Annotated in this window: 16 protein-coding genes; 10 read left to right on the top strand and 6 right to left on the bottom strand. The window is 55.0% G+C overall.

Features of this window, described 5'->3' with window-relative positions; genetic code table 11:
• On the bottom strand, positions 1-490 hold a 490-nt coding region (locus ACTG39_RS13195; protein ID WP_439108032.1), incomplete at its 3' end, for a ketopantoate reductase family protein.
• A complete protein-coding gene (locus tag ACTG39_RS13200; protein WP_439108033.1) occupies positions 481-1,182 on the bottom strand; it encodes a creatininase family protein in 702 nt (233 codons plus the stop codon). The genes ACTG39_RS13195 and ACTG39_RS13200, both read right to left, overlap by 10 nt.
• A 128-nt stretch (positions 1,183-1,310) precedes the next feature.
• On the opposite strand from ACTG39_RS13200, the gene ACTG39_RS13205 reads away from it, so the two are divergent.
• Both ACTG39_RS13205 and ACTG39_RS13210 read left to right on the top strand, forming a co-directional pair.
• On the top strand, positions 1,311-1,796 hold the full coding sequence (locus tag ACTG39_RS13205) for a cupin domain-containing protein (RefSeq protein ID WP_439108034.1): 486 nt from the start codon (positions 1,311-1,313) through the stop codon (positions 1,794-1,796).
• The gene (locus tag ACTG39_RS13210; protein ID WP_439108035.1) at positions 1,775-2,308 is read left to right on the top strand and encodes an NYN domain-containing protein; all 534 of its coding nucleotides are present in this window, start codon (positions 1,775-1,777) and stop codon (positions 2,306-2,308) included. The genes ACTG39_RS13205 and ACTG39_RS13210 overlap by 22 nt, the downstream gene beginning before the upstream one ends.
• 30 nt (positions 2,309-2,338) lie before the next feature.
• On the opposite strand, the gene ACTG39_RS13215 is transcribed toward ACTG39_RS13210, so the two are convergent.
• Positions 2,339-3,952: an amidohydrolase gene (locus tag ACTG39_RS13215; protein ID WP_439108036.1), complete on the bottom strand. Its 1,614-nt coding sequence runs from the start codon at positions 3,950-3,952 to the stop codon at positions 2,339-2,341.
• Between the two features lie 75 nt (positions 3,953-4,027).
• Positions 4,028-4,669 carry a 2-hydroxychromene-2-carboxylate isomerase gene (locus ACTG39_RS13220; protein WP_439108037.1) on the bottom strand — a complete coding sequence of 214 codons (642 nt, stop codon included), beginning with the start codon at positions 4,667-4,669 and terminating at the stop codon, positions 4,028-4,030.
• Positions 4,670-4,792: 123 nt separating this feature from the next.
• On the opposite strand from ACTG39_RS13220, the gene ACTG39_RS13225 reads away from it, so the two are divergent.
• The 4 genes from ACTG39_RS13225 (at position 4,793) to ACTG39_RS13240 (ending at position 9,787) form a co-directional block, all read left to right on the top strand.
• Complete coding sequence (locus ACTG39_RS13225) at positions 4,793-6,115, top strand: M20/M25/M40 family metallo-hydrolase (RefSeq protein WP_439108038.1); 1,323 nt, start codon at positions 4,793-4,795, stop codon at positions 6,113-6,115.
• On the top strand, positions 6,105-6,707 hold the full coding sequence (locus tag ACTG39_RS13230) for a SprT-like domain-containing protein (RefSeq protein WP_439108039.1): 603 nt from the start codon (positions 6,105-6,107) through the stop codon (positions 6,705-6,707). The genes ACTG39_RS13225 and ACTG39_RS13230 overlap by 11 nt, the downstream gene beginning before the upstream one ends.
• Before the next feature lie 111 nt (positions 6,708-6,818).
• A complete protein-coding gene (locus ACTG39_RS13235; RefSeq protein WP_439108040.1) occupies positions 6,819-8,354 on the top strand; it encodes a M16 family metallopeptidase in 1,536 nt (511 codons plus the stop codon).
• Positions 8,351-9,787, top strand: coding sequence for a M16 family metallopeptidase (locus tag ACTG39_RS13240; protein ID WP_439108041.1), 1,437 nt, complete (start codon positions 8,351-8,353; stop codon positions 9,785-9,787). The genes ACTG39_RS13235 and ACTG39_RS13240 overlap by 4 nt, the downstream gene beginning before the upstream one ends.
• A gap of 5 nt (positions 9,788-9,792) precedes the next feature.
• Here ACTG39_RS13240 and ACTG39_RS13245 read toward each other — a convergent pair whose 3' ends face one another.
• A complete protein-coding gene (locus tag ACTG39_RS13245) occupies positions 9,793-10,341 on the bottom strand; it encodes a GNAT family N-acetyltransferase (protein WP_439108047.1) in 549 nt (182 codons plus the stop codon).
• Positions 10,342-10,449: 108 nt separating this feature from the next.
• Here ACTG39_RS13245 and ACTG39_RS13250 point away from each other — a divergent pair, with 108 nt between their 5' ends.
• Together ACTG39_RS13250 and ACTG39_RS13255 are read left to right on the top strand one after the other, a co-directional pair.
• On the top strand, positions 10,450-11,763 hold the full coding sequence (locus tag ACTG39_RS13250) for a sensor domain-containing diguanylate cyclase (RefSeq protein WP_439108042.1): 1,314 nt from the start codon (positions 10,450-10,452) through the stop codon (positions 11,761-11,763).
• Between the two features lie 152 nt (positions 11,764-11,915).
• The gene (locus tag ACTG39_RS13255; protein WP_439108043.1) at positions 11,916-13,100 is read left to right on the top strand and encodes an aminotransferase; all 1,185 of its coding nucleotides are present in this window, start codon (positions 11,916-11,918) and stop codon (positions 13,098-13,100) included.
• An 18-nt stretch (positions 13,101-13,118) separates the two neighbouring features.
• Here ACTG39_RS13255 and ACTG39_RS13260 read toward each other — a convergent pair whose 3' ends face one another.
• The gene (locus tag ACTG39_RS13260; RefSeq protein WP_439108044.1) at positions 13,119-14,681 is read right to left on the bottom strand and encodes a phospholipase D family protein; all 1,563 of its coding nucleotides are present in this window, start codon (positions 14,679-14,681) and stop codon (positions 13,119-13,121) included.
• 238 nt (positions 14,682-14,919) lie between these two features.
• On the opposite strand from ACTG39_RS13260, the gene ACTG39_RS13265 reads away from it, so the two are divergent.
• Positions 14,920-15,198: a hypothetical protein gene (locus ACTG39_RS13265; protein WP_439108045.1), complete on the top strand. Its 279-nt coding sequence runs from the start codon at positions 14,920-14,922 to the stop codon at positions 15,196-15,198.
• A gap of 37 nt (positions 15,199-15,235) precedes the next feature.
• Entirely contained in the window at positions 15,236-17,338 is a 2,103-nt protein-coding gene (locus tag ACTG39_RS13270) for a TonB-dependent receptor (protein ID WP_439108046.1), read from the top strand.
• Positions 17,339-17,710 lie beyond the last annotated feature (372 nt).

Below are 17,710 nucleotides of genomic sequence, written 5' to 3' on the forward strand. Positions count from 1 at the left end.
ACGTGCTGCTGCCATCGAGTTCGCCAAGGGCAACGGCTGCGCGATTACCGTACAAAATGCGTCCAGGGCCTAGCCAGTCAGCGCCAAAGTTCACGAAGCACCCCAACGTTCGCTGTGCGCCAATCCGCTGGGAAATCAGCCGCTCGTTCAATCCATTCTGCGCAGACACCACGAAACCATCGTCACTTAAGTGCTTCTGAAGCTGATCCAGCGCTGCGTCAGTATGGTGAGCCTTCACCGCCAGAATCACCCGGCGAAACCGCCCTTGCAGACTCTCTGGCGTGTCTGCGGTGAGCTGCTGACAGAAGCTCTCTACAGGGCCTTCTATACACAGACCCTCATTTCGCATGGATTCAACGTGGTCCGCGACCACATCGACCATGTGCACTGCGTGCCCGGCTCGAGCCAGATAGGCACCAACAACACCACCAACAGCGCCAGCGCCCCAGATCACAATGGGGTCAGAACCAGAGCCAGGTCTCACTGCCATTCACCCTCCAGTAGCTCCCGAGTTTCTGCAACCGCCACATCCCAGAGTTCATGCATGATCTCGTCAGACTTCTGATACTCACCGCCGTAGTTGCCATCGCCAATTAAGGCTCGTACCTCTTGGGGGCTACTCTCTCGCAAACGTTCAAAATCCACGTAAGGTTTTTGCTCATCCGGCATCTCCCGACCCACGATGCGTGTCCAGGGGAAGTTCTCCATCCAGGACGCGTGGGAGGCTATGGGATCCACTGCCTTCACCGCCGCCCAGGTTTTAGGGGCTCGCCACCAGTCATGAAATCGACAAACCGTGTCCGGGTTGTCATCCATCCACCGGGCACACACCGATTGCACCGGACTGTTACCGCCATGCCCATTCACGATCAACACACGACGAAATCCGTGGGTGTACAAGCTGTCCAGAACATCGCGAATCACAGACTCGTAGGTAGACATACTCAGAGAGACGGTACCGGGAAAGCCCATAAAATACGGGGTCACGCCAAAGGGCATACCCGGGAACACTGGCACGTCCAAGGGGGCCGCCGCGTCCGTTGCCATTTTCTCTGACAATATCGAATCCACGGATAAACTGAGATAGGCATGCTGTTCCGTGCTGCCAAGGGGCAGGACACAACGATCATCGTGCTTTAGGTATTCTTCGATATCGAACCAGTTACTGCCACTAATCTTCAATTACAACTCCTGCGATTCTAATGCTCGGTAATACAGCCAAGAAACCGGGTTTACCGGCGCCTGCCCATGGACCAATCAATGGGGGTATGCTCAACTAACAATCGATTCCCACAATCTGGAAAGACTCTATGAAAGCGATGGTTTCGACAAGTATTTTCAGTCTTTTATTCTGTTTATTGATCGCCAATGCCAGCGCGGATAGCAGTGCACCGGACTTTCAGGTTGTGCAAGCCGACGAACTTAAGTGGATGCCCGTACCCGACGGTTTGGGTGCGCAGTTTGCTGTTGTGCGAGGAAATCCCACTGAGTCGGGCGTATATGTCATCCGAGTGAGGTTTCCCGCAGGCGTTATGGATCGGCCGCACAGGCATTCTGCAGACCGGCACGTCACCGTCATTGAGGGTAATTGGTTCGCCGGCGTGGGCGACGAATTTGACCCCGAAAGCGCACAGGAAATCACAGCTGGCGGCTACATGTTTCATCCGGCAGGCGAAGCGCACTGGGATGGAGCTCGCGATGACAGTGATGCCATCGTCCAGATCATCGGGAATGGCCCCGTGACTACAGAGCTGTCTGATAGTGGAGAAGCCATGTGGATTCGGATTCACGACTGAAACCCTACGCTGGTAGCGGGTTTATTCTGGACGGTACGAACATCACCCTGCTGCATGGCCCCGGGCGCCCGGAGTTGCGCTACGTACTAGCGCTTAGCCAGCACCTTGGGGAGAGAGGTGCCTCGGTAAGCTGCATCTTCGATGCCAACACAGCCTACCTAATCAGCGATGCGAGAGACGAACAACGGGCTTGCTTTGACAAACTCGTCACCGAAGAACCCTGGTCAGGAAATTTTCGGCTCGCACCCAGCGGCACTCAAGCCGATCCGTGGATTCTGGAGCAGGCTAAACACGAAGGTGCCGATGTAATTTCGAATGATCGCTTCAAGGACAGAGCAAAGAAGAATCGCTGGATCTGGAAGCGCAGACACGGCCTGCACGTAGCCAATGACTGCCTGCATCTGCCTAGCCTTGAGCTAAGCCTCGAATTGCTTCCGCTACCCGAGGATTACCTAAGCGCGCTACAGTCTTTACTCGAAGATCGTAAAGACTGCGCGCTTCCTCTTGGATAATGCGCGTATTAGCTCAGATCGGCAGACTGCCTATGGCTTTAGCTGCGGGTAGTTAACACCGAGCTGCTCCAGATAAGTCGAGTACTTAGACGGATCATAATAGAAGGGCTTTAACTGCTCTTTGTACTGCATCATGATCGCTTTGTTCTTCTCGATTGCCGGCACATCATCATCACTGATAAAGGGCACGTACTCGATATCCTTGAGCTGCTCCTCCTCGAAATAGGTCCAGGCTTCTTCTAACAACTCAGGCTCAGTGAGCAAATCCATCATAGTCGCGGCGAGAACCTTTGCGCCTGCAGCCGCTCCTTTGTGCGCGATGGGCGTTGCCATCGCCATGGCGGAAGACCAGTTGTGACCAATCGTGCCCGGAATGTTCGACGGGAATCGCAAGGTCACCGTAGGGACATTCCAGGAAACATCACCAATATCATCAGAACCTCCGCTGATCGGTTTCTCGGGCGGCGCCTGGAGCTCACTCAACTTGGTCGCCAGGCCCTCTTCGTCAAGATTCTCAGCCTCCATCAGCTCCTGCACGGCTAAGGCAAATGCCTGATCATCGTTAGACCATTCGGGAAGACCGACGGCCTGAATGTTGTGGTACATACGCTCGGCAATCACCTTATTAAAGTGACGCGGCCACGCAGACCCAATAATGCGGCGCTCAACAGTGGTGCCCGTCATCATTGCGGCACCCTCGGCAATCTCTTGAAGGGACTCAAAGTTTTCGAGTATGTGCTTTGCGGTAATCTCTCGAATGAAATACCAGACGCTCGCCTTTGAAGGCACAACATTGGGCTGATCACCGCCATCAACGACGACGTAATGAGAGCGTTGTAAGGGTCGGAGATGCTCCCGTTTGTAGTTCCAACCGACGTTCATAAGCTCTACCGCATCCAGGGCGCTTTTTCCCCGCCAGGGATCTCCCGCACCATGCGCCGCCACACCATTAAACTGATACTGAACAGACACCAGGCCAGTACCCCTGTCGCCGCCCCAGGACGTTTGAAGATTGCGTCCCACGTGCGTAAACAGCACAGCATCAACGTCTTCGAAACGCCCGTCCCGCGCGTAGTAGGACTTCGCGCCTACCAGCTCCTCTGCGATCCCCGGCCAAATCACCAGCGTGCCCGGAAGGTTTTCGCGCTCCATGATTTCTTTTACCGCCAAGGCCGCGGCCACGGTTACGCCGTGCCCGGAGTTATGTCCCTCTCCGTGCCCCGGAGCCCCCTCGACCATGGGCTGTCGATAGGCGACTCCAGGCATCTGGGAGGCTTTGGGAATACCATCAACATCCGAGCCCAGCGCGATGACCGGCTTACCGCTACCCCAGGTCGCCCACCATCCGGACGGCATACCTGAAACACTCTGCTCCACGCTAAAGCCCTCTTTCTCAAGAAGCTCTGTCATGTAAGCCTGGGTTTCAAACTCCTGAAAACCCAGCTCCGAAAAAGAAAACAGGCTGTCGATAATTTCCTGTATGAGTTTCTCGCGGCGCTCGACACCCATCGCTGCCTCGGCCTGCAAACCCGACAGCGCAGGCGGAGCCTCATCTGACTCTTCTGCCGCAGTCACACTCCAGGGAGCCATGCTCAGTGCCAGCGCTGTACTGGCGACAACTACTGCCTTCTTAAACCTTGCCATGCAACTTTCCTCATTTTTACGTTTGCTTGTCCAACAATATGCGGTTTACCGCGGCCTAAAGCCAGCACTCCACTCTCAGCCCTTCAAGCCATCTTTTGCTAGCTGCCAGCAGAGTGAGTCAATCCTATCCTGCCCAAAGAATGGCTCGCCTTGATAGACAAAAAGAGGCACGCCCCGATGTCCTGCAGCCATTTGCTCTTCCTGATTCTTCTCAACAATGGCCTTGTGTGCATCTCCGTTACCAATAGCAGCCTCCATGGACTCTAAATCGAGACCTACCCGCTGCGCCGCCTGCGCAAGGTGATCATCCAAATTCCAGTCGGGCGTTCCACTCCAGATAACCCTGGATACCTCCCGGGCGAACGGAAGACCGGCCCCACGCAGCTCCGCTTCCGCCCCCAAAAAACTCAGGCGTTCGATGTAAGGTTGCTGCTCGGATATCGCCATGGTCTCGATATTCTGAACAATGGGATCAGGTTGCGGCCATGCGGCAGGCAAACCGAGCATTTCAGCACGGCGCACCCAGTCGATGAGTATGTAACGAACGCGGTCTCGGTTGGACTTATCAAAAAAATTCGGCTCGCGAATTGCCAAAGGAAACACCGGCTTAAAGCGTACATGCACATCAAAGCTCGACAGAGCATCCTCGGCCAGTTGCGCTGCGATGTAGCTATAGGGGCTGCGAAAAGAAAAGTATAAATCGATGGGTTCGCTCACAATTGGCACTCCTGACTATTATTTGTCTCGGGTCTTTTCGCGTAAAAGCTGACAGACGACGCCTGCCTTGTCATGATACGACGATGTAAGTTCACTGTTTTATCAAAATTAGCGGAATATCCCATGAATAAATCACCTGTCCTCCCACTTGCTGCTGTCATCAGCAGCGTATTAGTTCTGGCAGTCAGTGCTTTCCACGGAAACCTTCAGGCGGCCGAGCCAGACAGTACCATCATGCCAAAATACATGGCGGAGATGGAAACGCTTACGGCCGATGCCCGCGTTCAGACTGCACTGGAATATGTGCTCACGGTTGAGGAGCAGTCCGTCAAAGAGCTCATCGAGTTGACGGAGATCCCAGCCCCGCCATTTAAAGAGGAAGTTCGTGCGGCTCACTTTGCGGAAATGCTCAAAGCACGAGGCCTTAAAGACGTCACCATTGACGGTGCGGGCAACGTAATTGGCCGCAGACCGGGAAAAACTGGCAGCAAGGTCGTGGCCTACGCTGCGCACCTCGATACCGTATTTCCTGAGGGTACCGATGTCACCGTGAAATACGACGGAGAAAAAATGGTCTCGCCGGGCATTGGCGACAACACTCGAGGACTGGTCACCCTTCTCGAAGTGCTCTCTGCTTTTGACAGCGCCGGCATCGAAACGGACGCAGATGTACTGTTTATTGGTAACGTCGGCGAGGAAGGTCTTGGCGACCTGCGGGGAGTGAAGTATTTATTTAGGGATGGCGCAGAGAAGATAGACACTTTCATCGCCGTCGATGGTGGCAACGCGGACCGCATCGTATACGGCGGCGTCGGCTCTCACCGTTACCGGGTAACGTTCAAGGGTCCGGGCGGCCACTCCTGGGGGGCCTTTGGTCTTGCCAACCCCCAGCACGCCCTGGGCCGTGCCATTGCCTTGTTTGATGAAAACGCGCCATCCGTCACAAGCGTAGGCGAGAAAACCAGCTACAACGTCGGACGTATCGGTGGCGGCACCTCCATCAACTCCATCCCCTTCGAAGCGTGGATGGAAGTCGATATGCGCTCCGGCAGTCAGGACAAGCTCGATGACATTGATGCTGTGTTGCAATCCGCTGTGCAAACAGCGCTAAAGCAGGAAAACGAAGGCCGACTGGACGGCCCCGCTCTCACCGTGGACGTTGCGAGGGTTGGCACGCGCCCCGCAGCGAAGGGTGATTCCAGCTCGGCACTGGTGCAACGCGCCATGGCCGCCACTACAGCGCTCGGCGTGACCCCTTCACTGCAGATTTCATCCACCGACTCCAATCTGCCTATTTCCAAGGGCATCCCCGCAGTCACTATGAGTCGCGGTGGCAAGTCTGGAAACGCGCACTCGCTACACGAGTGGTGGCAGCCCATTGATGTGCATCTGGGGCCACAAATTGGCATTCTCACAATTCTTGCAGAAGCGGGTCTTGCGAATTAGCGAGACCGTATCGCAGCCCGAGGAAGAACCGACAGGGGTACTTTCCAATCAAGCGACGGAAGTGCCCCTAACCAGGGACGCCATTAGGGCCATCTTTGAGCGCGAACGCCATAAGGCGGATGCACTCTTCTCGCACTGGGAACACCCTTTCTCTGGACTGACGTTCAATCGTGCCCGCCGATCCTACGGCCAGGCCCATCGCGACGGCCGAGTCGTCCTATCCAACACCTTCGTGGGTACCACGGCGTTTGCGGATCTGGAGGACACGATTCGTCATGAGCTGGCCCACCTCATCGCGGGCATACGCTACAAGCACGGCCCCCGCTGGCGCAAAGTCGCGATAAGCCTTGGAGCAACCCCCAGAGCGAGCGGACGATCCGAGAGCGACGAATTACACGACAAAATGTCGGATGCCCCCTTCACGCTTATTGCGGTGATGCAAAGCGGTGAAGAACGCGTTATCCGGAGGGTCTATCGGCGTGCCCGCAGCTACATAAACTATCGCTACGGTAAGCGGGGGCAGAGGTACCATATCCACGGCGAATTCGTAGAGCGGTTTTTGTATGTCGACCACCGCAATCAGCAGCGCTAGCTCTTTGCTTGTCCTTGGAGCATCACGACTCCTATACTGACTCTCCACTTCACGTTTTGTGAGCGAACCTTGAAAAAGCCTTATCTACGGATTCTTACACGCAGCTTCACAATGCAATATTGGGCAACGGCGACAGTTTTCCTGGCGCTCGGTATTACATCAACGCAAGCCGCTTCACCCTACGACCTGCCTATCCGAGAGCATGTTTTTGAGAACGGACTCCGTTTACTGGTACTGGAGCGTCCCGGTGACTCTCGCGTCGAAGCAAAAATATTTACCGATATGGGCGCCATTCACGAAACGCCGGGGCTTCTGGGAGCAGCGCACTTTCAGGAACACATCATGTTCAAGGGTACGCCCTCGCTGGGAACTACCGATTGGATAGCGGAGCAGGCTATCCGAGAGCGCATGAAAACAGTGGAGTCCGCCTATATCGAAGAGAAAAACCGCGCACGCAATACTGTCCGACAACGGGGTGTTATAGACGACTACCGTCATGCGACAGAGACAGCCCGCATGCGTGAGCTGCAGGCCGAGCTGACCGCCTTAGAAAAGGAGGCGTCTCAGTATCGAGAGAATGGTGCGTTGAATAAATGGTACCAGGCCTTTGGCGGAACAAACCTCACAGCGACCACCGAGCAGGAGTACATGAAGTTCGACATCAACCTTCCTGTGGAGCGCATCGATCTATTTTTTAGAATCGAAGCCGATCGCATGGTGAACACTGTTTTTAGAGAGTTCGATCAGGAACGGATGATTCTCGTGGAGCAGCGACTGGGAGATCTCAACAAACCTTCGACACCCTACTACGTGCAAGTGAATGCGGTAGCCGGAATGATTCACCCGGTATTTTGGCCCGAGGGCTACATGACGGATTTTTATGAGTACACGCGCACCTCCCAGCGCGCTTTGTACGAAGAGTATTTCGTGGTCAATAACAGCACGATTGTACTCATCGGCGGTGTCAGCCTGGAGGACATGATTCCACGGGTAGAGCACTATTTTGGCTGGATGGAAGCAGCTCCAGAGCCCACTAGAACACCTGCAATCGAACCAAGGCCTGGAGCCGAGAGGCGACTCATTTATCGCAATGATGAGATTAACCCCCGGGTGGAGTTCCGTTACCTCATTCCGGCGGTGGGTCACCCTGACCGCCCAAGCTTTGATGTCCTTGGAGAAATTGCCAGTGCCCGTCTGCGTGCGGCCACGGAAACCGCTGGCATCGCCGCAACGGTTAACGTGAACACCCGCGTTGTCCATACCGATCGCTTTGGCGTACCCGCGACCATAAACTTTGAGCTAATCCTTACCGACGCTAATGACCTGACGGCCGCCGAAGCAACCCTGGAGAGCGTCCTCTCTACTCTCCAAAGCGACATCAGTAGAGATGAAGTGAGCACAGCTCAGGGCACCCTGCGCACGCAGTGGTATCGCACACAGCGAGATGCCAGCGCCCTGGCTTTTCAAATCGGTCACTTCCAGACAATGGATCGCTGGCAAACTTTGCAGGAATACCTGGAAGCGCGTGACGCTGTGAACGCGAAGGACATTAGTCGACTCGCTGAGACTTACTTTGTTGTGGACAATCGCAGCGTGGGCATCGCCCGCCCACCTCAGACCACGGCCAAACTGGAGCAGCAGCAATGAAGGCAATTTGCGTACAGGTCGCCCAAGTCCTCGCCCGAGGAGGTTTATTGCTTGCCCTGACTATCGTTGGCGTCAATGCTCAGGACACCACGCACCCCCGGGAAATGGGACTCGCCGAAACCAGTTGGAATAGACCCAGCCCTGAATCGCTTCAGGTGACCTTAGACAATGGCCTGGTAGCGTATATCGCCGAGGATCACCGCGCGCCCCTCACCACCCTGATCGCCTACCTAGGGGTCGGCACGGGCCACGGGGAGCCCGGGGATTCCGCAGCACTGGCCGCGGCGCTTCGTAGAGGTCCACAGTCTATGCCCGGTGGAGAGTTCCAAACTACCCTGTCAGATATGAACGCCGATTTTAGGGTGACTCAACATCACGAAACCACCGAAATCATGCTCGATGTGCCCGCCAGCAATACTCGCAAGGCGCTGACATTAATGGCTGAATTGCTTAAAGAACCATCATTTGTCGGAGCAGAATCGGGGCCGCAGCTACGCACTTCCAGCGGCTCGATTGATTACAACTACTCCCTCGTGAACGCCGTAGCACTCTTTGAAGAGCGGCTTTATTCCGGCCACCCTTTTGGACGTAGCGCCACGACGGCAAAGCAAGCGACCGAGACAATCACGGGTGCTCGCCAGTTGCATGAGCGTTTTATGGTCGCAAAAAATATGAGCCTCGCGGTTGCGGGAGACTTCGAGCGAGCCACTGTAATCATCGAGACTCGCCAGGCGTTCAAGACTTTGAGCGCCGCCATGCGACCAGAGCAAGTCCCCTTCCCCGCAATAGCGCCGGCGAAGCAGCGACAGTTGATTCTCTCCAACGCGGAACGCATCCAGGGATGGGTCGTGGTTGGCCATGAGCTGCCTAGCGTACCAGTCGAAGATCAAGCGGCCCTCGCCGTCATGGACTATATTCTGGGCGCCTATCACCTGGACTCGCGACTGTATCGCAGCTCACGAGAGCTTCGTGGACTTACCAACGACAACAGCTCTTTTCTTGAGCCGGGCATCAGGGGCCCGGGCGCTTACTCCTTTAGAACCTATGGGCGCCCGGAGGCGGTGCGACTGCTGGTAGACATCACCTTTAGAGAGTTGAATAGTATTCGCGACACTCTGGTTACCGAGGATGAACTCTTTGTCGCAAAGGGAGCTTTGGTGGACGGCATTTACGCCAAACGCTACGCAACAGCCGTAGATGCGACGCAGGCCTATGCCAAAGAATGGCTGACTCACGGGCATCACAAAACGTCATCGACCTACCCCCAGCGCGTTAAAACGGTTACCGCAGAGGCTGTGAAGGCTGCGGCAAACAAGTATATTCATCCGGATCGAATGATTGTCGCCGTGCTTGGTCCCCTCGATAAGATTGAGGCGGCGCCTGAGATAGAATCCGAACCGCAGCTCAAGGCATGGGGATCAGCGCCACGCTAGTACGACTAGCCTTCATGGACTGTGAGCATGCGATCGAGGCGATAAACAGCATGGTCCACGTAACAGGCATTTAGAAGCGCTGCGTCTTTTTCGATACGCATCAGCTTTGCGCCCAGGCGCTCTGCTACCCGTCGGCTCCGTGTATTGCCGGTCGCGCAGTGGATCTCGATACCTTCCAAGCCAAAGGTGCCAAAACCTAGAGAGCACAGCGTTTCTACCGCCTGCGTGATCACTCCACGGCCGACATAAGACTCGTCCAGCCAATAGCCGATCTCGCCCTCTTTGCTACACTTGTCGATGGCATTGAACCCTGCCAACCCACACAGCTCCGAATCCCACATCAGCGCATAGGCGGCGGCCGTCCCCGCTCGTCGTTTCTCGATCTCCGTCTCAATGAACAGACTCGTGTCGTCAACGGACTGGGTTTTATCCAGCCAAATTAACCAACGTTTAAGATGCTCTCTGTTCCGGTCTACACACGCGAACAAAGCCTCGCGATGCGCAGGCAATAAAGGCTCAAGTCGCAAATGAGGCGTTACCGCAAAGCTTCTCATTTCGCTCAAAATCTAGTCCCCCTGAGCTTCGATGGTACTAGTCAACAGTATTAGCAAAGTGTAATATAAGAAGCTCGCAGTCCTCTTGTGATTTAGAGGAGAGTCACCGTGAATCCCGAACACGCGCTGGACACTTTTTTTGCTCAGCTGTTTAAAGAACATGGTCCGGAGGCTATCACCGAGAGTCTGCACTGGCTGGGCGCCTTTGTGATCACTGAAGACTCCATCATTGTCGCTGCAAACCCGGCTTTCTGCGAGCTACTCGAAGTTGAACACGATGACATAATCGGGGTAGCGGCTTTTGACGTCATCACTCCCGACGAGCAAAGCCCGATGCACGAGCGTTTTGCGCACGATGATACAAACCCTTACGAACTTAAGCTCCGCTTGGCCGACGGACGCATAAAACACGTCGTGGTCACACCACACTCTTTCTCTATCGACGACAGGACCTACAGGCTCGCTGCATTTACCGACGTGTCCGAGTACGTGCATATCAAGGATGCAGAAACTCGCTTTAAGAAGGTCTTCGCCGCAGCCGGCATTGGTATTGCCCGAGTTAATCCGGACGGCAGTTGGCTTGAGTGCAACGAAAAAGTCTGCGAAATCGTTGGTTACAGCGAAGAAGAGCTTCTCCAAAAAACTTTTCAGGACATTACCCATCCTGACGATTTGAATGAAGACCTTCAGTATGTGGAAGAGATGCTCGCTGGAACGCGCACGACCTACTCCATGGATAAACGCTATCTACATAAACAGGGGCATTATGTTTGGATACGACTGACCGTTACTCTGGTCGATGGTGCCGATGGGCAGCCCCAGTATTTTGTAAGCCTGATACAAGACATTTCCGCAGAAAAGCAGGCAGCAGCTGCAATAGAGCTGCTCAACGAAAAGCTCGCTGAGCTCTCTTTGACCGATGGCCTTACGAGCGTAGGTAATCGACGCAAGTTCGACACGGCGCTTGAGAATGAATGGCGCAGAGCGCGCCGCCATGGAACCGGACTAGCGCTCATTCTCATAGATATTGATAACTTCAAGTCCTATAACGACGACTTTGGACACCTCGCGGGAGATGACTGTCTCAAACAAGTTGCCGGCGCGATACAAGAGTATGGCAACCGCGTGAGTGACTGTGTCGCGCGTTATGGAGGGGAGGAATTTGCACTGCTTCTGCCTGGAAAATCCCTCCAAGAGGCTGTTGTTACCGCTGAGAAGTGCCGTGAATCGATAGAAAGACTGCGCATCCCCAGAAAAGATGACAGTCCCAGATCAGTGGTTACCATCAGCCTGGGCGTAGCGGAGATAACGCCAGGGGCGGAAGATGGCGCTGAGATGCTCATCGATGCCGCTGATCACAGGCTCTACGAGGCAAAAAGTAGTGGTAGAAACAACGTCAAACCCTCGCTCGAAGACAGTTAGGCGCCCCCTTGGCGCTAGATCACTTTAAGTAGCGCGAACATACCGGGACGATCGTTCATAGGAACTTACCTGCAAACCTAGGCATCTTCTTCCTCTGGCCCTCGAAACGCTCTACTCTTGGCGTCCGATTTTGAAATCCCTGGCTTCGCTCAATGAAACTCGCGCTCAACCCTGATGTACTCAACGCCATCGATCCTCCTATTGCAGAAGCGCACTCGTGGATCGAGGGGCGGGAGTTTCCCGCAGACAAGCCCCTGCTGGACCTAGCCCAGGGCGTACCAAGCTACCCCCCCGCCTCTGAGATTAGCCAACACGTAGCCGAGCGCGCGAGACTTTTCGAAACCGCGCAGTACACGGGTATTAAAGGCATCCCAGAACTTCGGGAAACACTCGCAAGCCATGTGAGTCAGCGCTATCAAGGTTACGTCTCCGCCGAAAATATTCTGATTACGGCGGGGTGCAATCAGGCGTTTTGCCTTGCGGTTCATGCCCTGGCCCGCGCGGGTGACGCCGTAATGCTACCCGTCCCCTATTACTTCAATCATCAAATGTGGCTGGAGATGCAGGGCATCGAACCTATTCACTTACCTTTTCGCCACGACCGCGCGGGAGTGCCAGACCCCAAGGAAGCGGCCGCGCTACTCACTAAAGACACCAAGGCCATAGTATTAGTCTCGCCCAGTAATCCAACGGGGGCCGTGTACCCCCCGTCCGTCATCACAGAGTTCAGGGATCTTGCGGCGCAGCACGGGATTGCGCTAATCCTCGACGAGACCTACCGGGATTTTCTTACTGACGAACAAGGACCTCCCCACAACCTGATTCAGGAAAGCCATTGGGATGAGACCCTCGTTCAGCTCTACAGCTTCTCCAAAACGTTTAGCCTGACGGGCTACCGCATTGGCGCCGTATCGGCCAGTGAGCGTGTAATCGAGGCCGTCGCCAAGGTCATGGATACGGTTCAGATTTGCACACCTCGTATCTCCCAAGACGCTGCGCTCTACGGACTGAAACATGCCTGGCCCTGGGTGGCAGAAAAGCGCGAAATGCTCGCGGGACGGGAAAACGCTATGAAGCGTGTTTTTCGGGAGGGTGAGCTGGGTTACGAACTCATATCCGCGGGAGGTTACTTCGCCTATATCCGCCACCCCTTCGAACACCAGAGCGCCAAAGAAGTCGCTCGCCGCCTAGCAGACGAGCAAAACATCCTGTGCTTACCGGGTAGTTTCTTTGGCCCGGGACAGGAACGGTTTCTTCGTTTTGCTTTTGCCAACATCGAGGAATCTGATATGGGCGAACTCGCTGCGAGACTCAAAGAGAGCGCGACAACAATTTAAGGCAGGCCCTGCTGAAACCTACAGTTGCCCCCGGATCGGCAGAATACGGGTTAGATTCGCTGTAAATCGTTTCCACCCGCCCGTCTCAGGCTCTTTGCTAAACACCTGCTCCTTTCCTGCGGTGGTGGTCCGCCAACGAAGCGCGCCGTCATCCAGGTACACGGCATAAGCATGCTCGTCCAGGGCGGCGTTCATGCTCGAGACAAACTCCCCGGCAAGACTACTGTTATCAATGACAACACCCATTTCGGTGTTGAGGTTTGCTGATCGTGGGTCCCAATTAAAGGATCCTATGAACAGATAGCGTCGATCTACAACAAATGCTTTTCCATGGAGCTTACTATCGGCGTCGGTGACGTCTGAGGCCTTGGTGTCCTCGAAGGTAATATCGCCTCTGAATTCATAGAAACGAATACCTTTTTTCAGAAGTGGTTTTCGAACGGGCGCATACCCACCGTAAACAACCAGATGATCATTAGCCGCAAGGCCATTGGTGAGGACAGTGACCTGCACGCCCCTCCCCGCTATCTCTGACAACCAGTCGACGCCTTTCTTACGCGGTACGAAGTATGGGGAGATAACGAAAAGCTCCTCCTTTGCCGCGCTTGCCAATCGACCCAGGGAATAGATGAGTTTTTCATCGGGTTCTACTTCGTCAGAAAGGGCCTTACCCGGATCGTCGTAGACCATTTTGTAAGGAGACCAGAGGTAGTCTTCTGCGCGGACGTCTTTCATCGCTACGACGCGATCCCCGACGACACTTGCATAGGGTGATCCCACGAGCTCTCGGGACATTGTCCGCAACATGCCACGCAATGCGGGTAGATCCATAGCCCCCTCACCGTTGCCCGCGAGCTGCAGGTAAGGAATGCTGTAGCGATCATTCCAATACTGATCAAACATCGCCGAAGCATCTTTGGCTACGCTCCCGATCGCCGCCGCATCAATGTCGCCAAAATTGTAAGCGGGGTTTACGGCAAAGTATTCAGCCGCAATATTTCTACCGCCAAAAATCAAAAATTCCTGATCCGCGATCAGTGTATTGTTATGCATGCGTCGAGAAAGACGATAGAGATCCCAGCCGTCGAAGCCCCGTGTATTCCGGCTCGCGAAGGGATTAAACAGGCGTAACTCCACGTTTGGGTGACTATCAAGGGGGCCAAGCTGTTCCTCGATATCACCGGTGCCAATATCGTCGATGAGCAAACGCACGCGAACACCACGGTCCGCGGCACTAAGTAAGGCTTCAAAAAACACCGCTCCGATGGGGTCGTTCCCCACCAGGTAGTACTGAACGTCCAAGGTCTTTTCTGCCAGCCCTATCGCCAAGAGTCGGGCTGACAGTGCGTCTACACCACGAAAAAGCGGCGTAAACCCCGACTCGGGATGGCGCGCCTCGCGAAGGGGTGCCAGGCGACGGCCAAGACGAGTGTCGCTGGTGTCCACGTCGGCATAGCTCGCATCTCTAGGCGCTTCGAAGTCGACGGTTGAGCATGCGCTGAGTACGAGGGTCAGCAGCAAAAAACCGGCACTGCGCAGAATGCCTGATCGCCTGCGGGCGTGGCCTCGACTGGGCCTCATGAAGCTTTCACTCATAGCGGGAGTTTGCCGCAGCAGACTGGAAAGTCCAGCGAATATTTTTGCTCCCCTAGCCACGATGCTCCATTGACTGTCCCTTAAGGCGATCCTTTTCGACAGTAGAGACCGTCAGGCGCTCCTTGTGTCGCGAAGCGGTACCAATGTAACTGCTACTCGCAATTGAAGCCGCTCCGTGTTTCTGCACAAATCAGCTTGTAGTACCATCCTGCGCGTGACAACGATGAAACTCACAGGATTCGCACCTAGATGGGCACCGGCCATAGCGCTGGTCCTGTTCATTGCTATGCAGGTGTCCCTTGCGGGGCACATGCATGCTGATGATGGCCCCCTTCGTGATTGCTCGATTTGTCAGTTCGATCATGAGCACTTATCTATTGTCAGTGATGGTGCAACTGCCAGCATAACGTTTGCGGTCATTGCTCCTCAGCCAGCTCCGGCTCTAGTCACACCGCTTCCAAACTATCGTCTTCTCGCCCGAGGACCACCCACCCTCTCCTAAGAAAGCCACCGCATTTTTTTATCCTTAGGAGATACACATGAAACGCACTCTTTTAGCGGCCTGTATTGGTGCCGCGAGCCAAGCCATGGCACAAGCACCCGATACGCGCATCGAGCACGTGCTCGTCACAGTACCCATCCATAAAAAGGCCGCGGAGACCGCACTTCCCGTGACGGTACTCAGCGGCGCAGAACTTCGACGCCTTGCTACAAGCACCTTGGGGGAAACCCTTGGAGACAAACCCGGAATCTCTAACTCGTCCTTTGGCCCGGGAGTCGGCAGACCCGTCATCCGGGGACAAGCGGGGCCTCGAACGGTAAACCTTACCAATGGCATTGCGGCGGCTGACGTGTCGAGCCTCAGTCCGGATCATGCGGTGAGCATCGAGCCAATGCTGGCAGAATCTGTAGAGGTACTTCGTGGACCATCAACTCTCCTCTATGGCGGTGGGGCTATTGGTGGCGTTATTAATACGCTGGACAACCGCATCCCCAGCGAGCGCATCGATGGTGTTCAGGGGGCCGTTGAATATCGCTACGATGACGCGCCGGAAATGAACACCGGCGTGGTCAAACTAGAGGGCGGTTCCGGTGATTTTGCGTTCCATCTGAGCGGTACATTCCGTGACTTCGAAAACACGAGCATCCCCGGTCTTGCCATCGACGAAGAGGCCGTCGAGATGCAGGAAGAGCTTCTTGGTGGCCATGACGAAGATCACGAAGGCGAAGATCACGAGGAAGAAGAGCTCGAAAATTCGGACGGCTTTATCGCCAATAGCGATGGCGACTCCGACGTATTCAACATCGGCGGCAGTTATCACTTCGGCGATCGGGATTACATCGGCTTCTCCTATAACAGTTTCGAGACTAACTACGGCATACCTCCCGGCGCCCACGGGCACGAAGAAGAGCACGACGAGGAGGACCACGATGAGGAGGAGGAAGAGGAAGAAATCATCCGCATCGATCTCCAGCAGGAGCGCTACGACACGCAACTGCACATGCATGACCTCATCCCCGGCCTCGTCGACGTTGCAAGGGTCTACGCGACGTACACAGACTACGAGCACGTAGAGCTGGAAGGCGCCGAGATTGGCACGCAATTCAGTCGCGAAACCCTCGAAGGGCGGGTAGAGCTGGTTCGCGAGGGTGACAGCCACGGGGTATTTGGCCTGCAGTTTCGCGGCGATGAGTTTTCAGCCATTGGTGAAGAAGCCTATGTGCCCGAAACCGACTCCCTCGAATGGGGCGGTTTTTATGTACAGGATTTTCATTCAGGAGATTGGCAATTCGAAGCGGGCGCACGATTGGACTACGTGGAGCGCGATCCAGCGACAGGTCTGGAAGAAGACTTTACGAGCTTCAGTGTCTCTGGCTCAGCGCTATACCCTATCAGTGACAATGTGAATCTTGGTATCTCTGTGTCTCGTTCGGAGCGCGCCCCGTCTACGGAAGAACTGTTCTCTAACTTGAACAATTCAGAAGACGAGCTCGTGACCCATGCAGCCACAGGGATTATCGAAGTTGGTAACCCCAATCTCGATACCGAAGTGTCTCTAAACGGCGATCTTTCACTCACGTGGCAAGGCCAAACATCGTTTGCCGAACTGACTTTTTTCTATAACACCTTTAGTGACTACATTTTCTTGCTGAACACGGGCGACGAAGCGGACGAGACGCCCGTTTATGTCTATGAACAGGACGATGCGGAGTTCTATGGCGTTGAGTTCGAGTCCAGCTTCGACCTTGCAACTGTAGGGGAAGGCAATCTCGCACTCGGTTTCTTCGGCGATATGATCACCGGCGAGTTCGACTCCGCTGGCGATGTGCCGCGCCTGCCACCCATGCGATTTGGTAGCGAGCTATCCTGGCGCTCTGACTCCCTCGGAGCTTATGTGAGAGTTCTTAACGCTAGTGATCAGGACAATCCCGGTGCTTTCGAGACCGAGACCGATGGTTACACGCGCTGGGACGCCGGAATCGACTACACAATGCAGTTTTCTGGCAACACTGAGTTGTTTGCGTTCCTCAAGCTGAAGAACATCACCGATGAGGAGATACGTCTGAGCACCTCCTTCCTTCGCAACTTCGCACCCCAGGCGGGCGAAAGCGTCGAAGCGGGTGTAAGACTGGCGTTCTGATGTAAAACCAAGCCCCCCTGTCTGGCAAAAAGACAGCGGGGGCTTCTAGCTCAAAACCAAAACCGAAACCCGGCAACGAGAGAAACACCTGTAGCGGTCCCCTTAGACGGATGACTCGCCGATAAGAAGAACTGGAACGCAAACCTTGTCGTATTCAGCGTTGCGGGCGCACAGGTCGCGCTGGCAACACTCCTCTTCGTCCAAGCACGGTCCGGGCACCCATTCTGGTCCGTTTAGTACACTAACTCGCGACGAACGCATCCCATGGACCACTGATAGCCAGCGTCCGTGTTGGTGAATAGACGATAACAAACAGAATATTCCCATCTGGAGAAAAGCAGGCGCCGGCCAATTCGGTTCACAATCTAATTC

The sequence above is a fragment of the Congregibacter sp. genome (genome assembly GCF_965662665.1).
In the GTDB taxonomy this organism is placed as follows: Bacteria; Pseudomonadota; Gammaproteobacteria; order Pseudomonadales; family Halieaceae; genus Congregibacter.